Genomic DNA, 18,755 nt, shown 5'->3' with positions numbered 1-18,755 from the left:
GGTTCCGCGGTATTCCTGGAAGAAACCAGGTCTTTGTGCCATCCCACCTTGCACGGAGGCAGCACTGACGATGCGAATCCTCCAGGTCAGCGCCGAACTCTTCCCCCTCCTCAAGACCGGCGGCCTGGCGGACGTCGCCGGTGCCCTGCCCCTGGCGCTCATGGCCGCAGGACAGGACGCGCGCGTGCTGCTGCCGGGCTTTCCGGCCATCGTCTCGGGCGTGCGCGACCTGGCGCCCGTGGCCGGTTTCGACGCGCCCTGGGGCGAGCGCTTCGGGCTGAGCCTCGGGCATGTCGACATCGACGGGGCGCCCGGCATCCCGGCCTACGTGATCGATGCGCCGGTGCTCTACGACCGGCCCGGCAATCCCTACGAGGACACCTCGCGCCAGCCCTACGGCGACAACCACCGCCGCTTCGCCCTGCTCGGCTGGGCCGCGGCGCAATTGGCGCAAGGGCTCGATCCGCTGTGGCAGCCCGAAGTCGTGCATGCGCACGACTGGCACGCCGCGCTCGCGCCGGCCTACCTGCACTTCGCGCGGCAGGCCGGTGGCCCGCGTGTGGGCAGTGTCTTCACAGTGCACAACCTCGCCTACCAGGGCCTCTTCGCGCCGTGGAACTTCGCGGAGCTCGGCTTGCCCGGCCCCGCATTCCAGATGAACGGTCTCGAGTACCACGGGCAGGTTTCGTTCATGAAGGGCGGCCTGTATTTCGCCGACCGGCTCACCACGGTCAGCCCGACCTATGCGCTCGAGATCCAGACGCCCGAGCAGGGCTGCGGGCTCGACGGCCTGCTGCGGCTGCGCAGCAGCGCGCTCACCGGCATCCTCAACGCGGTCGACGACCAGGTCTGGAACCCGGCGACCGACGCCGCGCTGGTGCAGGGCTATCACACGCCCGAAGGCCGCCACATGGCCGGCAAGGCGCGCTGCAAGTCGGTGCTGCAGCACCAGCTGGGGCTGGCCGATCGGCCGGATGCGCCGCTCTTCATCCTCGTGAGCCGGCTCACCGAGCAGAAGGGGCTGCATCTGGTGCTCGGCGGGCTCGACGCGCTGCTCGCCCAGGGCGGCCAGCTCGCATTGCTGGGCAGCGGCGAGGCCTGGCTCGAGGAAGCCTTCAGACAGCGCGCGGCGGCCGCGCCGCAGTCGGTCAGTGCCACCATCGGTTACAACGAGACGCTGGCCCACCAGCTGTTCGGTGCGGGCGACGTGACGCTGGTGCCTTCGCTCTTCGAGCCCTGCGGCCTCACGCAGATGTACGGCCTCAAGTACGGCAGCCTGCCGCTGGTGCGCCGCGTCGGCGGGCTGGCCGACACGGTGGTCGACAGCTCGCTCGAAGACCTCGCCAGTGGGGGCGCCACCGGTTTCGTGTTCGACAGCTTCGATGTCCAGAGCTACGAACGCGCCGTGCGCCGCGCCTTTGCCTTGTACCAACGCGCGCCCGACTGGCGGCGCGTGCGGGGCAACGCCATGCGCCGGCCCGCCGACTGGGCCACTGCGGCGGCACAGTACATCGACGTTTATCGGCAGGCACTGGGATGACGCGCCTCTTCTCGATTCGATGCGTTCGTGATTCGGGGTGCGCTCACGCGCAGGGGAGCACTCGGTGTCATTCGCACGCACCCAAGACAAACGCACGGCAGCAAAACACCATCACCCACCCCGAAGAGCGCCAATCATGACGATCAAAGACTTCGCCTACGACCACCCCGACCGCGACGTCGCAGCCTTCAAGCGCGCGGTGGCCAACAAGCTGATCTACGCAGTCGGCAAGGACCCGGTCGCCGCCAGCCAGGACGACTGGCTCAACGCCACCTCGCAGGCCGTGCGCGACCAGCTGGTCGAGCGCTGGATGATGACCACGCGCGCCAACTACGCGCAGGACCTCAAGCGCGTCTATTACCTGTCGATGGAGTTCCTGATCGGGCGCACCTTCACCAACGCGCTGCTGGCGGTCGACCTCTACGACACCGTGCGCGAGGCGCTGGCCGACTTCGGCGTCGACATGGACGCACTGGCCGAGCGCGAACCCGACGCGGCGCTGGGCAACGGCGGCCTGGGGCGGCTCGCCGCCTGCTTCCTCGACTCGATGGCCACGCTGGGCGTGCCGGGCATGGGCTACGGCATCCGCTACGAATACGGCATGTTCCGCCAGCGCATCGTCGATGGCCAGCAGGTGGAAACACCCGACTACTGGCTCACGCGCGGGAACCCGTGGGAGTTCCAGCGGCCCGAGGTGAACTACCGCGTGCGCTTCGGCGGCCATGTGCAGAAGCGGGAAGGCACCAACGCCCCTTACGGCGCGGCCGACTGGGTCGACACGCACGATGTGCTGGCCGTGGCCTACGACACCATCATTCCCGGCTACGGCACGCAGGCCACCAACACGCTGCGGCTGTGGTCGGCGCGCGCCACCGAGGAGATCGACCTCTCGGCCTTCAACCGCGGCAACTACATGCAGGCGGTGGAAAGCAAGAACCACTCGGAGAACGTCTCGCGCGTGCTCTACCCCGACGACTCCACGCCCTCGGGCCGCGAGCTGCGGCTGCACCAGGAGTATTTTTTCTGCAGCGCGAGCGTGCAGGACCTGCTGCGGCGCTACCTGCGCAACCACAAGACCTTCGACCAGCTCTCGGAAAAGGTCAGCATCCACCTGAACGACACGCACCCCGTGCTCGCCGTGCCGGAGCTGATGCGCCTGCTGCTCGACGAGTACGGCCTCACATGGGACATGGCCTGGGCGCACACGCAGAAGGTGTTCAGCTACACCAACCACACGCTGATGCACGAGGCGCTGGAGACCTGGCCGGTCGAGATGCTGGGGCGCATCCTGCCGCGGCACCTGCAGATCATCTACGACATCAACGCCAAGTTCCTGGCCGCCGTGACGCAGAAAGTCGGCAACGACGTGGAACTGATGCGCCGGCTGTCGCTGGTCGACGAGGCGGGCGAGCGGCGCGTGCGAATGGCCTACGTCGCGGTGCTGGCCAGCCACTCGATCAACGGCGTGTCGGGGCTGCACTCGGAGTTGATGAAGCAGTCGATCTTCTCGGACTTCGCGAAGATCTTTCCCGAGCGCTTCAACAACAAGACCAACGGCGTCACGCCGCGCCGCTGGCTCGCGCAGGCCAACCCGCCGCTGGCGGCGCTGCTCGACCAGCGCATCGGCAAGGGCTGGCGGCGCGACCTGTCGCAGCTCGAGGCGCTCAGGCCCATGGCCGAGCAAGCGGCCTTCGTGCGCGCATTCCGCCATGCCAAGCGCGAGAACAAGCTGCGACTGGCCAACTGGGTCGAGCAGCACCTCAAGATCGACATCGACACGGACGCAATGTTCGATGTGCAGGTCAAGCGCATCCACGAGTACAAGCGGCAGCTGCTCAACGTGCTGCACGTGGTGGCGCGCTACCACCGCATCCTCGACGCGCAGGCCGCGGGCACGCCGCTGGACATCGTGCCGCGCGTGGTGGTGTTCGCGGGCAAGGCGGCGTCGGCGTACGCGATGGCCAAGCTGGTGATCCGGCTCATCAACGACGTTGCCAGCACCATCAACGCCGACGCGCGCGTGGGCAAGCTGCTGAAGGTGGTGTTCCTGCCGAACTACAGCGTGAGCCTGGCCGAGACCATCATGCCGGCGGCCGACCTGTCGGAGCAGATCTCCACGGCGGGCACCGAGGCATCGGGCACCGGCAACATGAAGTTCGCGCTCAACGGTGCGCTGACCATCGGCACGCTGGACGGCGCCAACGTGGAAATGCGCGAGAACGTAGGGCCGGAGAACATCTTCATCTTCGGCAACACCACGCCCGAAGTGGCCGACATCCGCGCGCGGGGCTACCAGCCGCGCGAGATCTACGAAGGGAACGCTGAACTCAAGCGCGTGCTCGACGCGATCCGGGACGGCGCGTTTTCAGCGGGCGAACCGGCGCGCTACCAGGGCATCTACGACGCGCTGGTGAACTGGGGCGACCACTACCTGCTGCTGGCCGATTATGCGAGCTACGTGGCCAAGCAAGCCGAGGTCGATGCGCTGTACCGCGACTCGGATGCCTGGACGCGGATGGCGATCCTCAATGTGGCGGGGATGGGGGCGTTCTCGTCGGACCGCACCATTGCGCAGTACGCGCATGAGATCTGGCACACCAAGCCGGTGGTGTTGAGCTGAGCATCCGATATTTGCTCCCTCCCCCGCTGGGGGAGGGTTGGGGTGGGGGCTGACGGCCTCCACCGCCGCGCAGCCGCCGATGCCGCCGAGCCCCCATCCCAGCCTTCCCCCAGAGGGGGAAGGAGCAAGACAGGGTCAGCGCGGCTTCTTCTCGCCTGCCGGCTCTGCCTCGGTCACGAATCCGATGCGGCTCAGCCCTGCCTTGTTCGCGATGCCCATCAGCGCCACCACCTTGCCATAGGGCACGGCCTGATCGGCGCGCAGCTGCACCTCGGTGTCCTTGCTGTCGGCGGCGGCCTTTTCGAGCTGCTGCGCCAGTTCCTCGTCGGTCACAGCCTTGTCGTTGAAGAAGACCTTGCCCGAGGCGTCGACCGACAGGCTCACGAACTTGGGCGTGTCGTTGGGCTGGCCCGCATCGGTCTGCGGCAGGTCGAGCTTGATCGAGCTGGCCATCAGCGGCGCGGTGATGATGAAGATCACCAGCAGCACCAGCATCACGTCGACCAGGGGCGTCACGTTGATGTCGGACAGCGGCCGCTGCGCACCGGCGCCCATGGCCCGCCCGCCACCTGCGGCGCTGCTGCCCAGTGAAGTGCGACCGAAGGCCATGGCGCGTGCGCTCCCTAGACCGGCATCGGCCGCGCCGGCGGCGGTGCCGCGGGCCCGGCCGCCTCACCGAAGCTGCCCAGCAGGTCGTGCGCGAAGCCTTCGAGCTCGGCTTCGATGCGGCCGATGACGCGGCCGAAGACGTTGTAGGCCAGCACGGCCGGAATGGCCACGGCGAGGCCGAAGGCCGTCATGATGAGCGCCTCGCCGACCGGGCCTGCCACCTTGTCGATGGTGAAGCCGCCGGTCTGGCCGGCAATGCCCGTCAACGCGCCGTAGATGCCCCAGACCGTGCCCAGCAATCCGACGAAGGGCGCCGTAGCGCCAACCGTGGCGAGCAGAATCTGCCCCGCCTGCAGCCGGCGCAGCGCGCCGTGCAGGGCGTCGCGCAGAACGCGCGTGAGCCGCTGGTTGCGGTCGACCGTGGCGCCCAGCGTGCCGGCCGGCGCACCGGCGGCCACGCTCTTGATGGCCGACACGGCAGGCGACACGAGCGTCGCGCGGTCGAAGGCCTTGAGCTTCTGCTCTGCGTCGGCCAGCGTGGACGACTGCCAGAACGCCGCGATGCTGCGCAGCACATCGCGCGTGCCGCCGCGCAGCAGCCACGCCTTCCAGAGAATGATGACCCAGCTCGCGACCGACATCGCCAGCAGCAGCGCCGCCACCGAACGGCTGACGCCGTCGCCATGGGTCAGCAGTTCGAGCACGCTCATCGATGTCCCTTGAGCTAGCGCAGGCCCAGCACGTCGTACATGTCGAACAGGCCGGCGCGCTGCCCCTCCAGGAAGCGCACCGCGCGCAGGCTGCCCTGCGCGTAGGTGACGCGGCTCGACGACTTGTGGGTGATCTCGATGCGCTCGCCGGTGCCCGCGAACAGCACGGTGTGGTCACCCACGATGTCGCCGCCGCGGATGGCCGAGAAGCCGATGGTGGAGGGATCGCGCTCGCCGGTGATGCCTTCGCGGGCGTACACGGCGCAGTCCTTGAGGTCGCGGCCCAGCGCATCGGCGATGACTTCGCCCATCTTGAGCGCGGTGCCCGAGGGCGCATCGACCTTGTGGCGGTGGTGCGCCTCGATGATCTCGATGTCGTAGCCGGTCGACATGGCCTTGGCCGCCATTTCGAGCAGCTTGAAGGTGACGTTGACGCCCACGCTCATGTTGGGCGCCATCATGATCGCGATGTCTTTCGCGATCTCGGCGATCTCGGCCTTCTGCGCGTCGCTGAAGCCGGTGGTGCCGATGACCGCCTGCACACCGAGCTCGCGGCATGCCGCGAGGTGCGCAAGCGTGCCTTCGGGGCGGGTGAAGTCGATGAGCACCTGCGCGTCCTTCAGGCCTGCGCGCAGTTCGGACACGATGGACACGCCGCTCTCGAAGCCCAGGAAGGCGCCGGCATCGGTGCCGAGTGCCGGGCTGCCGGCAATGTCGAGCGCGCCGGCCAGGCGCAGGTCAGGCGCATTGCGCACCGCCTCGATCAGCATGTGGCCCATGCGGCCGGATGCTCCCGCGACGGCGATGCGGCGTGGCGCGGGAGTGGAATTGGCAGGAGTGGAGTTGGATTCAGTCACGCGGATTCAGTCTTCGAGGATTTCGAAACGGCCAATGGCATGCATGCACACGGGACGGACGCCGCCTGGCTCGGCGGGCGCCGCCCGCTGCCGATGCTGCTCGCGCCGCGCTCAGCGCGCGGCTTCGAGCGGAGGATAGGCAGCCGGCAGCGGCGGCAGGGAGGCCGATGCGCCCGCGGCGGAGTCGGTTTTTTTCTCGTCCTTGGAGGGTGCGAATTTCTTGAGCTCGTCTTCCGAGGCCTCGAGCGTGGGCACCTTGCCGGACTTCTTGCGGGTGTCGAGCGTGGCGACGAACTCTTCCTCGCTGGGCATCTCGTCGCCCTCGAAGCGGTCGAGCAGTTCGCCGTTGAAGAACACGGTCAGGTGGCGTTCCTGCGGGTCCACGCCCTGGCGGCGAATGGTGAACACGTAGTCCCAGCGATTGGCGTGGAACACGTCGTTCAACAGCGAGGTGCCGAGGATTTCACGCACCTGCTGGCGCGACATGCCCGGCTTGAGCGCCGCGACCTGTTCCTTCGACACGAAATTGCCCTGCACCACTTCGACTTTGTACGGAGTGACGGCGGCCAGCGCGCCACGCGTGCGATCGCTGAAACCGCTGCAGGCACCAAGGCAGAGCGTTGCGGCAACGGCAGCAACCAGCAGCCAGGGACGGCGTTGGAGAATGGCAGGCATGGGAGGAAAAAGGGGGGTAGCGATATGATCGGCCATTGTAGCGGCTGGCCCTTTTCAGGGCCTTTGCCGCAGCCCAGGGCGCAGGAATCACATGGCCAACATCGACGAACTCAAGAATACCGGCCTCAAGGCCACTTTGCCACGCCTGAAGATCCTCGAGATCTTCCAGACCGGCAGCCAACGGCACATGACGGCGGAAGACGTGTTCCGCGTGCTGCTGAACGAACACTCCGACATCGGCTTGGCCACCGTCTACCGCGTGCTCACGCAGTTCGAGCAGGCCGGCATCCTCGAGCGCAGCCATTTCGAAAGCGGCAAGGCGGTCTACGAACTGAACGAAGGCACGCACCACGACCACCTGATCTGCACCTCGTGCGGCAAGGTCGAGGAGTTCTACGACGCCGAGATCGAACGCCGCCAGCAGATGATCGCCAAGGACAAGGACTGGATCCTGCAGGACCATGCCATGTCGCTGTACGGCCTTTGCGGGGACTGCGCCAAGAAACGTTGACCCCCCGGCTTTTCACTGCGCTTCGCTGCGTGTAAATCCCCCCCGAGGGGGAGGCGCGGCCCGCCTTGGGGCGGCCCGGCGGCGGCCGCATACCCCCAACCGGTCAGTCCCCTTCGCGGCCGTTTTCCATCGCCTTGTGGTGGCGCGCCACGAAGTCGGCATAGGTGTCGATGCCGCGCAGCTGCAGGATCGAGTTGCGCACCGCCGCCTCCACCAGCACGGCGATATTGCGCCCCGCCACCACCTGGATGATGACCTTGCGCACCGGAATGCCCAGAACGTCCTGCGTGAGCGGCGCCGATGGCATGCGCTCGTAGTCGCGCTCGAAGCTGTCGCGCCGCACGAGGTGCACGATGAGCTTGAGCCGCATCTTCCGGCGCACCGCCGTCTCGCCGAAGATCGCGCGGATGTCCAGCAGGCCGATGCCGCGCACTTCCAGCAGGTTCAGCAGCAGGTCGGGGCAGCGCCCTTCGATGGTGTTCTGGTTGATGCGGAACAGGTCGACCGCATCGTCGGCCACAAGGCCATTGCCACGCGAGATCAGCTCCAGTCCCAGCTCGCTCTTGCCCAGGCCCGATTCGCCCGTGATCATCACGCCCATGCCCAGGATGTCCATGAACACACCGTGCATCGAGGTGCGCTCGGCAAAGTGCTTGGACAGGTAGGCGCGCAGCAGGTCGATCACGAAGGCCGACGACTCGCGCGTGGCGAACAGCGGCAGCTGGGCGCGTTCGCAGATCGACAGCAGTTCGTCCGGCGCGGCCTGGCCGTCGGCCAGCACCAGCATCGGGGGCTCCAGCGTGACGATGCGGGCGATGCGCCGGGCGCAGTCTTCCTCGCTGCCGCGCGTCAGATAGGCCACCTCGCGGGCGCCGAGGATCTGCACGCGGTAGGGGTGGATGTAGTTGAGGTAGCCGACGAGGTCGGCCGCCGATTGGGCCCGGCTGATGACTTCGGAGTCGAACTGGCGTTCTGAAGCGCCGAGCCCTGCGAGCCATTCCCAGCGGAGCGACCCGCGGAACTCCTCGAACATGGCATCGGCACTGATGACGGTCGGCTTCATGCGTTCAGGAGACGGCGCTCACGCACCAGAGTTGGGGCAGGCCAGAATACCGCGGAACCGGCTTTGCCGGGCCGCTGGTATTGCCCCCGGTAGGGGGTTGGCGAAGCGACACGAAGTGCGCGAAGCCTGGGGGCGAGCCACAGGTCAGGCGACTTGCGTGGATTGCCAGCCAGCGATCAGGCCGTGGAGGACGGACGCGTCGGTGCTGGACTTGATCTGTTCGCGCAGGCTGGCATCGCTCAGCAGTTCGGCGATTTCAGAGAGGATTTCGAGGTGCTTCTGCGTGGCCGCTTCGGGCACCAGCAGGAAGATCAGCAGCGCGACGGGCTGCTCGTCGGGTGCGTCGAAGCCGATGGGATTGGCCAGCTGGAACACGGCCGCCATCGGCGCCTTGAGGCCCTTGATGCGGCCATGCGGAATGGCCACGCCATGGCCCAGACCGGTGGAACCGAGGCGCTCGCGCGCAAACAGGCTGTCGGTGATGAGGGCACGGCCCAGACCGTGAAGGCTTTCGAACAGCAGGCCGGCTTCTTCGAAAGCACGTTTCTTGCTGGTAGCGTCAACGCTCACAAGCACTTGAGCGGGCGGCAGGATGGACGCGAGGCGATTCATGGTGGGTGCAGGGCGGGGGCGATTATGCACCCGCTTGGTAAAAACCCCCAGTCCCCCTATTTACTTTCTGTCTACATGTTGCCCAGAGGCCTCGCGCGCCCTCTGGGAGCTTGCCAAAGCCCCACCGCTGCAGTCGGAAAACAAAAAGCCGCCCGAAGGCGGCCTTGGATGCGAGCCCGAGGGCTCCTCCTACATCACGCGCTTGGGCGCGGCGTGATGGTGGTCCTGCAGGCGGTCCTTGTGGCGCACCACCTGGCGGTCGAGCTTGTCGACCAGTTCATCGACCGCGGCGTAGAGATCAGCGTGGCTCGATTCCGCGAACATGTCATTGCCCTTGACGTGGATGTTGCATTCCGCCCTTTGGCGGCGTTCCTTTTCCTTTTGCTTTTCCACCGTGAGGATCACCTTCACATCGACGAGCTGGTCGAAATGTCGGGTGATCCGGTCCAGCTTGCTCGTGACGTAGGTGCGCAAGGCAGGTGTGACGTCGAGGTGATGACCGCTGATCGTCAAATTCATGAATGACCTCCTGGAATTGACGGTTGGGGAAATGACCGCACTGCGGAATGCAGCTTGGCCGGCGAGAAACGGGAGTTGTGAGAGAGAGGGCGGGGGGAAGAAAAGAAGAAGGCAGAGGGCAAGTTCGATTCACTATGCCCAAGCTGTCACGGTATTGCAATACCTGAGTTGCCCGGGGTTTCTGCGCTTTGTGTGCGGCATTTCACACGCTAGCGAATCGATAGCATCTGCCGCGCGCAGGGCAGGCGATGCGGCGATTCATCCGGAACAAGTGTTTCATCTTCCGGCAGCGCGTGACCCTGCCGCCGGAAGGGCCGGCGGCTGCCCAGTCAGCGCCAGGCCGCGCGCATCCGGTTGCGCAGGTCGATCACCGCACTCGGCGGCGGCACGGCCGGCGGCCGCTCCGGCGGAGGGGGCCAGGTCTGCTGCTCGAAGCCGGCCAGATCGGCTTCGGCAATGAAGCGCGTGCGGTTGGCATACAGGTGCCGGTCGCCGCGCGCCGCCTGCTGCGTGATGTGGAAGCGCTGCGGCACCAGCAGGTGCAGGTGGTCGCGCGCCCGGGTCATCGCCACGTAGAGCAGCCGGCGCTCTTCTTCCAGCTCGTGCGCGCTCTGCGCCACGTCGGCCGGCAAGCAGCCGTCGACCACGTTGAGCACATGTACGGAGTTCCATTCCTGCCCCTTGGCCGAGTGGATGGTCGAGAGGATCAGGTAGTCCTCGTCGAGCAGCGGCGGGCCCGGGCGGTCGCTGGTGGCCTCGGGCGGGTCGAGCGTGAGTTCGGCGAGGAAGCGTTCGCGCGAGGCATACCCGGCGGCGAGGCGGGCCAATTGCTCGACGTCGGCGCGTCGCACGCCGGACGTGTCCTCGTACAGGCGCTCCAGGTGCGGCAGATACCAGGCCATCGCCAGTTCGACATCGGCCGGCCACTTCAGCGCCGGCGCGCGCAAGGCGGCGTAGGCTGCAGCGAAGTCGCCCCATTGCGCGCGAGCAGGGGCCGGTGGCACGAAGTCGCGCACTGCCGCGGCCGGGTCTGCCGCCTGGTCCATCGCATCGAGCAGCCGCGCGCCGGTCACGGGGCCTATGCCCGGTATCAGTTGCGTCACACGGAACCCCGCCATGCGCCCACGCGGGTTCTGCGCAAAACGCAGCACCGCGAGCAGGTCCTTCACATGCGAGGCCTCGAGAAACTTGAGCCCACCGAACTTCACGAAGGGGATGTTGCGCCGTGCCAGTTCGAGCTCGAGCGCCGCGCTGTGCGTCGAGGTGCGGAACAGCACCGCCTGCGACTTCAGCGCCAGCCCGCCTTCGCGGTGCGCCAGCACCTTGTCGGCCACCCAGCGTGCCTGCCCGGCCTCGTCGGGCACGAGCACCAGCAGCGGCTTGCCGGCCGAGGGCTTGTCGGTCCACAGCGTCTTGGCGTGCCGCTCGGCGGCCTGCACGATCACGCGGTTCGAGACGTCCAGGATCGGCTGCGTCGAGCGGTAGTTGCGCTCCAGCGTGACGACTCTGGCCTGCTGCGTGAACTGCGACGGAAAGTCGAGGATGTTGCGCACCGTCGCGCCGCGAAACGAGTAGATCGACTGCGCGTCGTCGCCCACCACCGTCACCCCGCGTCCATCGGGCTTGAGCGCCAGCAGGATCGAGGCCTGCAGCAGGTTGGTGTCCTGGTACTCGTCGATCAGCACATGATCGAAGCGCGCGCCGATGTGCGCGGCCAGCGCGGGCTCGGCGGCCATCCCGGCCCAGTACAGCAGCAGGTCGTCGTAGTCGAGCACGTTCTGCTGCTGCTTGGCCTCGACATACGCACCGAACAGCTTCTTCAGCTCGGCCTCCCATTCGCCGCACCAGGGAAAGGCTTCCTTCAGCACCTGGGCCAGCGGCGCGCGCGTGTTGACGCAGCGCGAGTAGATCGACAGGCAGGTGCCCTTGCGCGGAAAACGGTTCACGGTGGAAGACAGGCCCTGCTCATGGCGCACCAGCCCCATCAGGTCTTCGGCATCGCCGCGGTCATGGATCGTGAAGTTCTCGCCGAGCCCGATCTGCGGCGCGTACTCGCGCAGCAGCCGCGCGCCGATGCCGTGGAAGGTGCCGGCCCACGGCAGCGCGGGCGGCACCTCGGACTTCAGGCCGAGCACCCGCGCCAGCACCTGGCCGGCGCGGCGCTCCATCTCCTGCGCGGCGCGGCGCGAGAAAGTCAGCAGCAGCAGCCGCTGCGGATCGACACCGCCCGCGATCAGGTGTGCGACGCGGTGCGCCAGCGTGCTGGTCTTTCCCGAGCCGGCGCCGGCAATGACGAGCAGCGGCCGCTCGTCGCGCTCGGCTATCGCAGCACCCACGCCATGCTCGACCGCAGCGCGCTGCGCATCGTTGAGCGTCGCAAGCGCGGCGGCCAGGCGCTCGGCCTGGGTCTTCGGCGCGGCGGGAAAAACAGGGAGCGCAGCGGTCTGCATGGAGAGCGACTTTACTGTATGTCCGTCCAGCCCAAGCATGGGGCAGCCATGTGGCCGGTGACATAATCGCGCCTCGCTGCAACCGGAGATTCTTCCTATGGAAACCGCCCCGTCTCGGCAGCTTTCAACTCCCTTTCACTGACGCTTTTTTCGCGCGTCGGGCCCGGGAATTGAAAGCGCCCCTCCCTCGCCCAACGTTTCAGTCATACCCGGGAGTGAGCCCATGCTCAACATCTTTACGCTCGCCAACGGCCGCCTCGTCCAGGAAGAGATCGAGTCGCTCGAGGAGCTCTCCAGGTTCCAGCCGATCTGGGTCGACCTCGAGTCGCCCACGCTCGAAGAGAAGCGCTGGATCAAGCAGTACTACGGCCTCTCGATTCCCGAAGACGCGATGGACGAGGACATCGAGGAGTCGGCCCGCTTCTACGAGGAAGACAACGGCGAGCTGCACATCCGCTCCGACTTCCTGATCGACGACGACGAAGATCCGCGCTCGGTGCGCGTGGCGTTCATCCTGAACCAGCACAACACCGAGCTTCGCAGCCGCGGTGTGCTGTTCTCGATCCACGACGAGGACGTGCCCGTGTTCCGGCTGCTGCGCATGCGCGCGCGCCGCGCGCCCGGGCTCATCGAGGACGCGAAGGAAGTACTGCTCAAGCTGTTCGATGCCGACGCCGAGTACTCGGCCGACACGCTCGAGAACATCTACGACGAACTCGAGATCGCGGGCAAGAAAGTGCTCGAGGGCAACGTCAGCGACGAGTTGGCCGGCGAGGTGCTGGGCGCCATCGCCCGCCAGGAAGACTTGAACGGCCGCATCCGCCGCAACGTGATGGACACGCGCCGCGCGGTCAGCTTCATGATGCGCAGCCGCATGCTCAACGCCGAGCAGTTCGAGGAGGCGCGGCAGATCCTGCGCGACATCGAGTCGCTCGACAACCACACGGCCTTCCTGTTCGACAAGATCAACTTCCTGATGGATGCGACCGTCGGCTTCATCAACATCAACCAGAACAAGACCATCAAGATCTTCTCGGTGGCCAGCGTCGCATTGCTGCCGCCCACGCTGATCGCGAGCATCTACGGCATGAACTTCAAGTTCATGCCCGAGCTCGACTGGTCGCTGGGCTATCCGTATGCCATCGTGCTGATGGCGGCCAGCGCGCTGGTGCCGATGTGGTACTTCCGCCGGCGCGGCTGGCTCAAGTAGGCGCCGCGCGGCGGGTGCTAGAGTGGCTGGCAGCAAGCGCTGACCCGGAGAGCCACAGTGCGCAGAATCCGCTTCCTCACCAACCGCCACCGCGCGCCGTCGACCAACACCGCGCTGGGCCTGCTGCTGGCCTTCAATGCCGGGGCCGTCAACGCGGGCGGATTCCTCGTGCTTCACATGTACACCTCGCACATGACCGGCTTCGCCTCGCAGCTGGCGGACGGCATGGTGCTGGGCAACGTCAAGCTGCTGCTGAACGCGCTCGGCGCGATCCTGGCCTTCGTGACCGGCGCCGCGGTCTGCGCCATGCTGGTGAACTGGGGCCGGCAGCACCGCATGCACGGCGTCTACGCCCTGCCGCTGATGCTCGAAGCTGCGCTGATGTTCCCATTCGGGCTCATGGGCGCGATCACGCTGACCTGGCCCACGCCCTTCGCCGTGCCGCTCACGGTGCTGCTGCTGTCCTTCATCATGGGCCTGCAGAACGCGGTGGCGTCGAAGACCTCGGGCGGCAGCATCCGCACCACCCACATGACGGGCAACATCACCGACATGGGGATCGAGATCGGCAAGATGCTCTACTGGAACGGCCGCGCCGGATCCGCCCCGATGGCGGTGCGCCACGACCGCCGCCGCATGCGCCGCGCGGGCGGCTTGGTCGGCATGTTCGTGCTCGGCGGGGCGGTGGGAGCGCTCGGCTTCAAGTACGTGGGGTTTGTCTGCGTCGTGCCACTGGCCGCGCTGCTGCTCGCACTGTCGATACCGCCGCTGCTGCGCGACATTCCGCGGCGCGGCGCCTCGCTCAGCTGACGGCCGGCAGCGTGGCGAGCCAGGCGCCGACCAGCGCGAGGCTGTAGCGGCTCGCGACCAGCGAGACGAAGCGCGCGAAGTCGCCATGCGCTTCGTCGTCCGCGCGGTCGGAGATCGTTCGCATGGCCGCGAAGGGCACGCCGTAGTCGTGGCACACCTGCGCCACCGCCGCGCCTTCCATCTCGACCGCAAGCGCATCGGGCAGATCGCGCCGCAGCGCTTCACTCTCGGCGGTGGTCGACACGAAGCGGTCGCCGCTGGCCAGCAGGCCCCGGTGCACCTTCGGCGACTGCAGGCCGAACTCTTCGACGGCCGCCCGTCCCGTCAGTGCCACTGGATCGCGCAGCACGCTGGCGGCGACGCCCGACAGCGCATCGCCGATCACGCGGTCCGCAACGAAACGCGACAGGCCCATCAACGGCACTTCGTACTTCGGGAAGATCGGAGATGCATCGAGATCGTGCTGCAGCAGTTCGGTCGCGACCACCACGTCCCCCACGCGCACGCCCGGCGCGAGCCCGCCCGCCACGCCCGTGAACACGACGGCCCGCACGCCGAAGCGTTCGAGCAGCACCGTGGCCGTGACCGCCGCCGCGACCTTGCCGATGCGCGACAGCACCGCTACCACGGGCTGGCCCTGCAGGTGGCCGACCCAGAAGTCGCGGCCGGCGACGCGCACGCGCTGCTCGTCGGGCATCTGCGCAAGGAGCGCACTCAACTCCTCGTGCATCGCGGCGACGATGGCAACGGGCGCGTGCATCGGCTACTTGATATCCACGCCGTAGAAGGTGTGGCGGCCGAACGGACTGAGCTTGAAGTCGACGACCTCCTTGCGCACCGGCTTCAGCTGCACCGCGTGCGCGATGGTGAACCACGGCGCCTGCTCCTTGAAGATGAGCTGTGCCTTCTTGTAGAGCGCGTCGCGCTCGGCCTGCTTGGTGACGCTCTTGGCCTTCACCACGAGGTCTTCATACGGCTGGTAGCAGAACTTCGAGATGTTGCTGCCGCTGGCCGATTTGGCCGAAGCGCAACCCAGCAGCGTGTAGAGGAAGTTGTCGGGGTCCCCGTTGTCCCCTGTCCAGCCCAGCATGCCCATCTGGTGTTCGCCGGCCTGCAGGCGCTTGCGGTACTCGCCCCACTCGAAGCTCTTGATCTCGGCCTTGACGTTGATCTTGGCGAGGTCGGCCTGCATCAGCTCGGCGATGCGCTTGGCGTTCGGGTTGTACGGGCGCTGCACCGGCATGGCCCACAGGTCGGTCGAGAAGCCGTCGGGGAAGCCGGCCTGCGCCAGCAGCTTCTTCGCGGCTTCGGGGTCGTAGGGGTCGTCCTTCACCGCGTCGTTGTAGGACCACATGGTCGGCGGAATCGGGTTCTTCGCGGCCACGCCGGTCGAGAGGTACACGCCGTCGATGATGGCCTTCTTGTTGATCGCCATGTTGATGGCCTTGCGTACGCGCACGTCGTCGAAGGGCTTCTTCGTGGTGTTGTACGAGAGGTAGCCGACGTTCAGGCCGGGCTGCTCGAGCAGCTGAACGTTCGGGTCCTTGCGGATCGCGTCGAGGTCGGCCGGGTTCGGGTACGGCATGACGTGGCACTCGCCCTTCTGCAGCTTGGCCCAGCGCACCGATGCGTCGGGCGTGATCGCGAACACGAGGTCGTCGATCTTGGCCTTGCCGCCCCAGTACTGCGGGAAGGCCTTGAAGCGAATGATCGCGTCCTTCTGGTACTGCACGAGGTAGAAGGGGCCGGTGCCGATCGGGTCCTGGTCGACCTTCTCGGGCGTGCCGGCCTTCAGCATGGCGATGGCGTATTCCTTCGACTGGATGCCGGCGTACTGCATCGCCAGGTTGGCCAGGAACGGCGCCTCGGGCTGGTTGAGCACGATCTTCACCGTGTAGTCGTCGATGCGGTCCACCGTCTTCAGCAGCTTGGGCATGCCCATGTCGTTGAAGTACGAGTGGTTCTGGCTCGTGACCTTGAAGAACGGGTCGCTCTCCTTCCACTGGCGCTCGAGCATGAAGATGAAGTCGTCGGCGTTGAAGTCGCGCGTGGGCTTGAAGCTCTTGCTGGTGCTGTGCCACTTCACGCCCTTGCGCAGGTGGAAGGTGTACTGCGTGCCGTCGGCGGAGATGTCCCACTTCTCGGCCAGGCCCGGCACGACCTTGGTGCCGCCACGCTCGAATTCGACGATGGTGTTGTAGACCTGCGTGGTCACGTCGAACGAGGTGCCGGTGGTGTTCATCCCGGGGTAGAAGTTCTCCGGGCTTCCTTCGGAGCAATACACCAGCGTCTTGGCAGACACCGCGCCGCAGGCCAGGGTAAGGGCTGCAAGCGCTGTCGGCGCCAGGAGCGCCAGGCTTCGTGAGCGGCGCGAAACGGTGGGCTGGGTCTTCATGGGGACTCCTTGAGACAGGGTTGAGAAAAGCCGCCGCCTACGGCGCGGCGAGCACGGGACCATCGGCGCGCACGGGGGCCGCGCCATCGAGAAACTGCTCGGCGTAGTGGCAGGCCACCAGACGTTCGTCGAGTAAGCGCAGCAGCGGCCGCTCCTCGCGGCAGCGCGGTTGCACGTGCGGGCAACGCGTGCTGAAGACGCAGCCGGGAGGCGGACTCAGCGGCGACGGCAGCTCGCCCTTGAGCACGATGCGCCGGCTGCTGAGCCCCGGCGTGGACGCCAGCAGCGCCTGCGTGTACGGATGCAGCGGCCGCGCGAAGATGCGCGACTTGGGGCCCTGCTCCACCGCGTGGCCGAGGTACATCACGAGCACGTCGTGCGCGATGTGGCGCACCACGCCCAGGTCGTGCGAGATGAAAAGGTACGCCAGGCCCAGTTCGGCCTGCAGGTCGGCCAGCAAATTGAGCACCTGCGCCTGGATCGACACGTCGAGCGCAGACACCGGCTCGTCGGCCACAAGGAGGCGCGGGTTGAGCATCAGCGCGCGCGCGATGGCAATGCGCTGGCGCTGGCCGCCCGAGAACATGTGCGGGTAGCGGTTGGCGTACTCGGGCCGCAAGCCCACGCGCGCGAGCATGTCGCCGGCCTTGGCGGCGCGCTCCGACTTGCCCATGGTGGTGTTGATGGCGAGCGGATCCTCGAGCACCGTCGAGATCTTCTTGCGCGGATTGAGCGAGCCGTAGGGGTTCTGGAACACCAGCTGCACGGCCTGGCGCAGCTCGCGCCTGCGTTCGGACGGCGGGTTCACCGCGTCGGCCCCCACCAGCGTGAGCTGCCCCGCGGTCGGCTTCTCGATCAGCGCGACCATGCGCGCCAGCGTCGACTTGCCGCAGCCCGACTCGCCGACCACGGCCAGCGTGCGCCCGCGCTCGATGCGAAAGGAAATGTCGCCCACGGCCCGCAGGTGCGCGGGCGCGCGAAACAGCCCGCGGCGGATGTCGTAAGTGCGCTGGAGGTTGCTCGCCTCCACGACCACTTCGGTCGAAACGGCGTTCGATGTCCCGCTCATGGCAGCACCTCGATCGCCTGTTGCCGCGGCGGGTCTTGCGCGATGGCCGCCATGCGCCCCGGTTCGCCGAGCGGAAAGTGGCAGCGCACCTCGGCGCCCTGCGATTCGCGCAGCGCCGGCCGCACCTGGCAGGCACGCTCGGTGACGTAGCCGCAGCGCGGCGCGAACAGGCAGCCCGCGGGCCGGTCGTGCACGCCCGGCACCACGCCGCTGATGGTGGCGAGCCGCCCCTCGGGCGCAGCGCGTTCCGGCAGCGCCGCCAGCAGGGCCTCGGTGTACGGATGCTGCGGCGATGCGAAGAGCCGGTCGACGCGCTGGTGCTCCATCACCTGCCCCGCGTACATCACGGCGATGCGCTGCGCCATCTCGCTCACCACGCCCATGTTGTGCGTGATGAGCACCAGCGCCATGCCGCGCTCCTTCTGCAGCTCGCGCAGCAGGTCGAGGATCTGCGCCTGGATGGTCACGTCGAGCGCGGTGGTCGGCTCGTCGGCGATCAGGAGGCGCGGATTGCAGGCGATGGCCATGGCGATCATCACGCGCTGGTTCATGCCGCCCGAGAGCTGGTGCGGATAGCTGCCCAGGCGCGACGATGCGGCCGGAATGCCCACCTGCTCGAGCAGTTCGGTCGCGCGCTTCTTCGCTTCGCGCTTGTCGAGCTTCAGGTGCAGCCGCAGCGTTTCCATGAGCTGGAAGCCGATGGTGAAGCAGGGGTTGAGGCTGGTGGTCGGCTCCTGGAAGATCATCGCGACCTCCTTGCCGACCAACGCGCGGCGCGCCTTGTCGGAGATGCCGAGCAGGTCCTTGCCCGCGAAGCGCATGTGCTCGGCGCGCACGCGGCCCGGAAAGCCGACGAGGCCCATCAGCGCCATCATCGTGACGCTCTTGCCCGAACCCGACTCGCCGACGATGCCGAGCACCTCGCCTTCTTCGAGCGTGAGGCTCACGCCGTCCACCGCATGCAGCACGCCGCCCTGCGTCGGGAACTCGACGTGCAGGTCCTTGATGTCCAGGAGACTCATCTCACCCCCAGTCTTCGCGCACTTCGTGTCGCTGCGCCGACCCCCTTGCAGGGGGCGATACCTGCGGCCCGGCAAAGCCGGTT

Annotated in this window: 17 protein-coding genes; 5 read left to right on the top strand and 12 right to left on the bottom strand. The window is 67.3% G+C overall.

The features are described 5' to 3' along the window. The first annotated feature begins 70 nt into the window (after positions 1-70). Both glgA and PMI12_RS12425 read left to right on the top strand, forming a co-directional pair. Entirely contained in the window at positions 71-1,540 is a 1,470-nt protein-coding gene (gene glgA / locus PMI12_RS12430; protein WP_007832706.1) for a glycogen synthase GlgA, read from the top strand. A gap of 136 nt (positions 1,541-1,676) precedes the next feature. Further along, complete coding sequence (locus PMI12_RS12425) at positions 1,677-4,160, top strand: glycogen/starch/alpha-glucan phosphorylase (protein ID WP_007832700.1); 2,484 nt, start codon at positions 1,677-1,679, stop codon at positions 4,158-4,160. Between the two features lie 135 nt (positions 4,161-4,295). On the opposite strand, the gene PMI12_RS12420 is transcribed toward PMI12_RS12425, so the two are convergent. The 4 genes from PMI12_RS12420 to PMI12_RS12405 all read right to left on the bottom strand — a co-directional run bounded on the left by PMI12_RS12420 (position 4,296) and on the right by PMI12_RS12405 (position 7,011). Continuing rightward, the gene (locus tag PMI12_RS12420; RefSeq protein WP_007832699.1) at positions 4,296-4,769 is read right to left on the bottom strand and encodes an ExbD/TolR family protein; all 474 of its coding nucleotides are present in this window, start codon (positions 4,767-4,769) and stop codon (positions 4,296-4,298) included. 14 nt (positions 4,770-4,783) lie between these two features. Then, positions 4,784-5,479, bottom strand: a complete 696-nt coding sequence (locus PMI12_RS12415; RefSeq protein WP_007832697.1) for a MotA/TolQ/ExbB proton channel family protein — start codon at positions 5,477-5,479, stop codon at positions 4,784-4,786. A 14-nt stretch (positions 5,480-5,493) separates the two neighbouring features. Then, positions 5,494-6,336 (bottom strand): 4-hydroxy-tetrahydrodipicolinate reductase, encoded by an 843-nt coding sequence (gene dapB, locus PMI12_RS12410; protein WP_081502647.1) that lies wholly within the window; start codon positions 6,334-6,336, stop codon positions 5,494-5,496. Between the two features lie 111 nt (positions 6,337-6,447). Next, the gene (locus PMI12_RS12405; RefSeq protein ID WP_007832693.1) at positions 6,448-7,011 is read right to left on the bottom strand and encodes an outer membrane protein assembly factor BamE; all 564 of its coding nucleotides are present in this window, start codon (positions 7,009-7,011) and stop codon (positions 6,448-6,450) included. Positions 7,012-7,102: 91 nt separating this feature from the next. Here PMI12_RS12405 and fur point away from each other — a divergent pair, with 91 nt between their 5' ends. Then, positions 7,103-7,522 carry a ferric iron uptake transcriptional regulator gene (fur, locus tag PMI12_RS12400; RefSeq protein WP_007832691.1) on the top strand — a complete coding sequence of 140 codons (420 nt, stop codon included), beginning with the start codon at positions 7,103-7,105 and terminating at the stop codon, positions 7,520-7,522. Between the two features lie 103 nt (positions 7,523-7,625). Here fur and hprK read toward each other — a convergent pair whose 3' ends face one another. From hprK to PMI12_RS12380, 4 genes are all read right to left on the bottom strand, one after another. After that, a complete protein-coding gene (gene hprK / locus PMI12_RS12395) occupies positions 7,626-8,585 on the bottom strand; it encodes an HPr(Ser) kinase/phosphatase (protein ID WP_007832689.1) in 960 nt (319 codons plus the stop codon). A 144-nt stretch (positions 8,586-8,729) separates the two neighbouring features. Beyond that, on the bottom strand, positions 8,730-9,197 hold the full coding sequence (locus PMI12_RS12390; RefSeq protein ID WP_007832688.1) for a PTS sugar transporter subunit IIA: 468 nt from the start codon (positions 9,195-9,197) through the stop codon (positions 8,730-8,732). A 189-nt stretch (positions 9,198-9,386) separates the two neighbouring features. Further along, positions 9,387-9,716, bottom strand: a complete 330-nt coding sequence (hpf, locus tag PMI12_RS12385) for a ribosome hibernation-promoting factor, HPF/YfiA family (RefSeq protein ID WP_007832687.1) — start codon at positions 9,714-9,716, stop codon at positions 9,387-9,389. A 329-nt stretch (positions 9,717-10,045) separates the two neighbouring features. Continuing rightward, positions 10,046-12,166, bottom strand: coding sequence for an ATP-dependent helicase (locus tag PMI12_RS12380; protein WP_007832686.1), 2,121 nt, complete (start codon positions 12,164-12,166; stop codon positions 10,046-10,048). A gap of 223 nt (positions 12,167-12,389) precedes the next feature. Here PMI12_RS12380 and corA point away from each other — a divergent pair, with 223 nt between their 5' ends. Both corA and PMI12_RS12370 read left to right on the top strand, forming a co-directional pair. Further along, entirely contained in the window at positions 12,390-13,376 is a 987-nt protein-coding gene (gene corA, locus PMI12_RS12375) for a magnesium/cobalt transporter CorA (protein WP_007832681.1), read from the top strand. Positions 13,377-13,433: 57 nt separating this feature from the next. Further along, the gene (locus tag PMI12_RS12370) at positions 13,434-14,186 is read left to right on the top strand and encodes a YoaK family protein (RefSeq protein WP_007832679.1); all 753 of its coding nucleotides are present in this window, start codon (positions 13,434-13,436) and stop codon (positions 14,184-14,186) included. On the opposite strand, the gene PMI12_RS12365 is transcribed toward PMI12_RS12370, so the two are convergent. The 4 genes from PMI12_RS12365 to PMI12_RS12350 are packed head-to-tail and all read right to left on the bottom strand — an operon-like array spanning position 14,179 to position 18,672. Beyond that, a complete protein-coding gene (locus PMI12_RS12365; RefSeq protein ID WP_007832677.1) occupies positions 14,179-14,946 on the bottom strand; it encodes a 5'-methylthioadenosine/adenosylhomocysteine nucleosidase in 768 nt (255 codons plus the stop codon). The genes PMI12_RS12370 and PMI12_RS12365 overlap by 8 nt on opposite strands. A gap of 3 nt (positions 14,947-14,949) precedes the next feature. Continuing rightward, positions 14,950-16,581, bottom strand: a complete 1,632-nt coding sequence (locus PMI12_RS12360) for an ABC transporter substrate-binding protein (RefSeq protein ID WP_007832675.1) — start codon at positions 16,579-16,581, stop codon at positions 14,950-14,952. 37 nt (positions 16,582-16,618) lie between these two features. After that, positions 16,619-17,650 carry a dipeptide ABC transporter ATP-binding protein gene (locus tag PMI12_RS12355; RefSeq protein ID WP_007832674.1) on the bottom strand — a complete coding sequence of 344 codons (1,032 nt, stop codon included), beginning with the start codon at positions 17,648-17,650 and terminating at the stop codon, positions 16,619-16,621. Beyond that, entirely contained in the window at positions 17,647-18,672 is a 1,026-nt protein-coding gene (locus tag PMI12_RS12350) for an ABC transporter ATP-binding protein (RefSeq protein WP_042673286.1), read from the bottom strand. Before PMI12_RS12350 ends, PMI12_RS12355 begins: the two co-directional genes overlap by 4 nt. Between the last annotated feature and the right edge of the window lie 83 nt (positions 18,673-18,755).

It is taken from the genome of Variovorax sp. CF313, from assembly GCF_000282635.1.
Classification (GTDB): Bacteria; Pseudomonadota; Gammaproteobacteria; order Burkholderiales; family Burkholderiaceae_C; genus Variovorax.
The sequence above is the reverse complement of the archived record's forward strand: the minus strand, read 5'-3'. Positions and strand labels throughout refer to the sequence as shown.

Bases quoted from the DNA above. Each gene is read 5' to 3' on its own strand.
- glgA (WP_007832706.1), top strand. From the start codon at position 71: ATGCGAATCCTCCAGGTCAGCGCCGAACTCTTCCCCCTCCTCAAGACC.
- PMI12_RS12355 (WP_007832674.1), bottom strand. From the start codon at position 17,650: ATGAGCGGGACATCGAACGCCGTTTCGACCGAAGTGGTCGTGGAGGCG.
- hprK (WP_007832689.1), bottom strand. From the start codon at position 8,585: ATGAAGCCGACCGTCATCAGTGCCGATGCCATGTTCGAGGAGTTCCGC.
- PMI12_RS12405 (WP_007832693.1), bottom strand. From the start codon at position 7,011: ATGCCTGCCATTCTCCAACGCCGTCCCTGGCTGCTGGTTGCTGCCGTT.
- PMI12_RS12390 (WP_007832688.1), bottom strand. From the start codon at position 9,197: ATGAATCGCCTCGCGTCCATCCTGCCGCCCGCTCAAGTGCTTGTGAGC.
- PMI12_RS12350 (WP_042673286.1), bottom strand. From the start codon at position 18,672: ATGAGTCTCCTGGACATCAAGGACCTGCACGTCGAGTTCCCGACGCAG.
- fur (WP_007832691.1), top strand. From the start codon at position 7,103: ATGGCCAACATCGACGAACTCAAGAATACCGGCCTCAAGGCCACTTTG.
- PMI12_RS12365 (WP_007832677.1), bottom strand. From the start codon at position 14,946: ATGCACGCGCCCGTTGCCATCGTCGCCGCGATGCACGAGGAGTTGAGT.
- PMI12_RS12415 (WP_007832697.1), bottom strand. From the start codon at position 5,479: ATGAGCGTGCTCGAACTGCTGACCCATGGCGACGGCGTCAGCCGTTCG.
- PMI12_RS12360 (WP_007832675.1), bottom strand. From the start codon at position 16,581: ATGAAGACCCAGCCCACCGTTTCGCGCCGCTCACGAAGCCTGGCGCTC.
- corA (WP_007832681.1), top strand. From the start codon at position 12,390: ATGCTCAACATCTTTACGCTCGCCAACGGCCGCCTCGTCCAGGAAGAG.
- hpf (WP_007832687.1), bottom strand. From the start codon at position 9,716: ATGAATTTGACGATCAGCGGTCATCACCTCGACGTCACACCTGCCTTG.
- PMI12_RS12425 (WP_007832700.1), top strand. From the start codon at position 1,677: ATGACGATCAAAGACTTCGCCTACGACCACCCCGACCGCGACGTCGCA.
- PMI12_RS12420 (WP_007832699.1), bottom strand. From the start codon at position 4,769: ATGGCCTTCGGTCGCACTTCACTGGGCAGCAGCGCCGCAGGTGGCGGG.
- PMI12_RS12380 (WP_007832686.1), bottom strand. From the start codon at position 12,166: ATGCAGACCGCTGCGCTCCCTGTTTTTCCCGCCGCGCCGAAGACCCAG.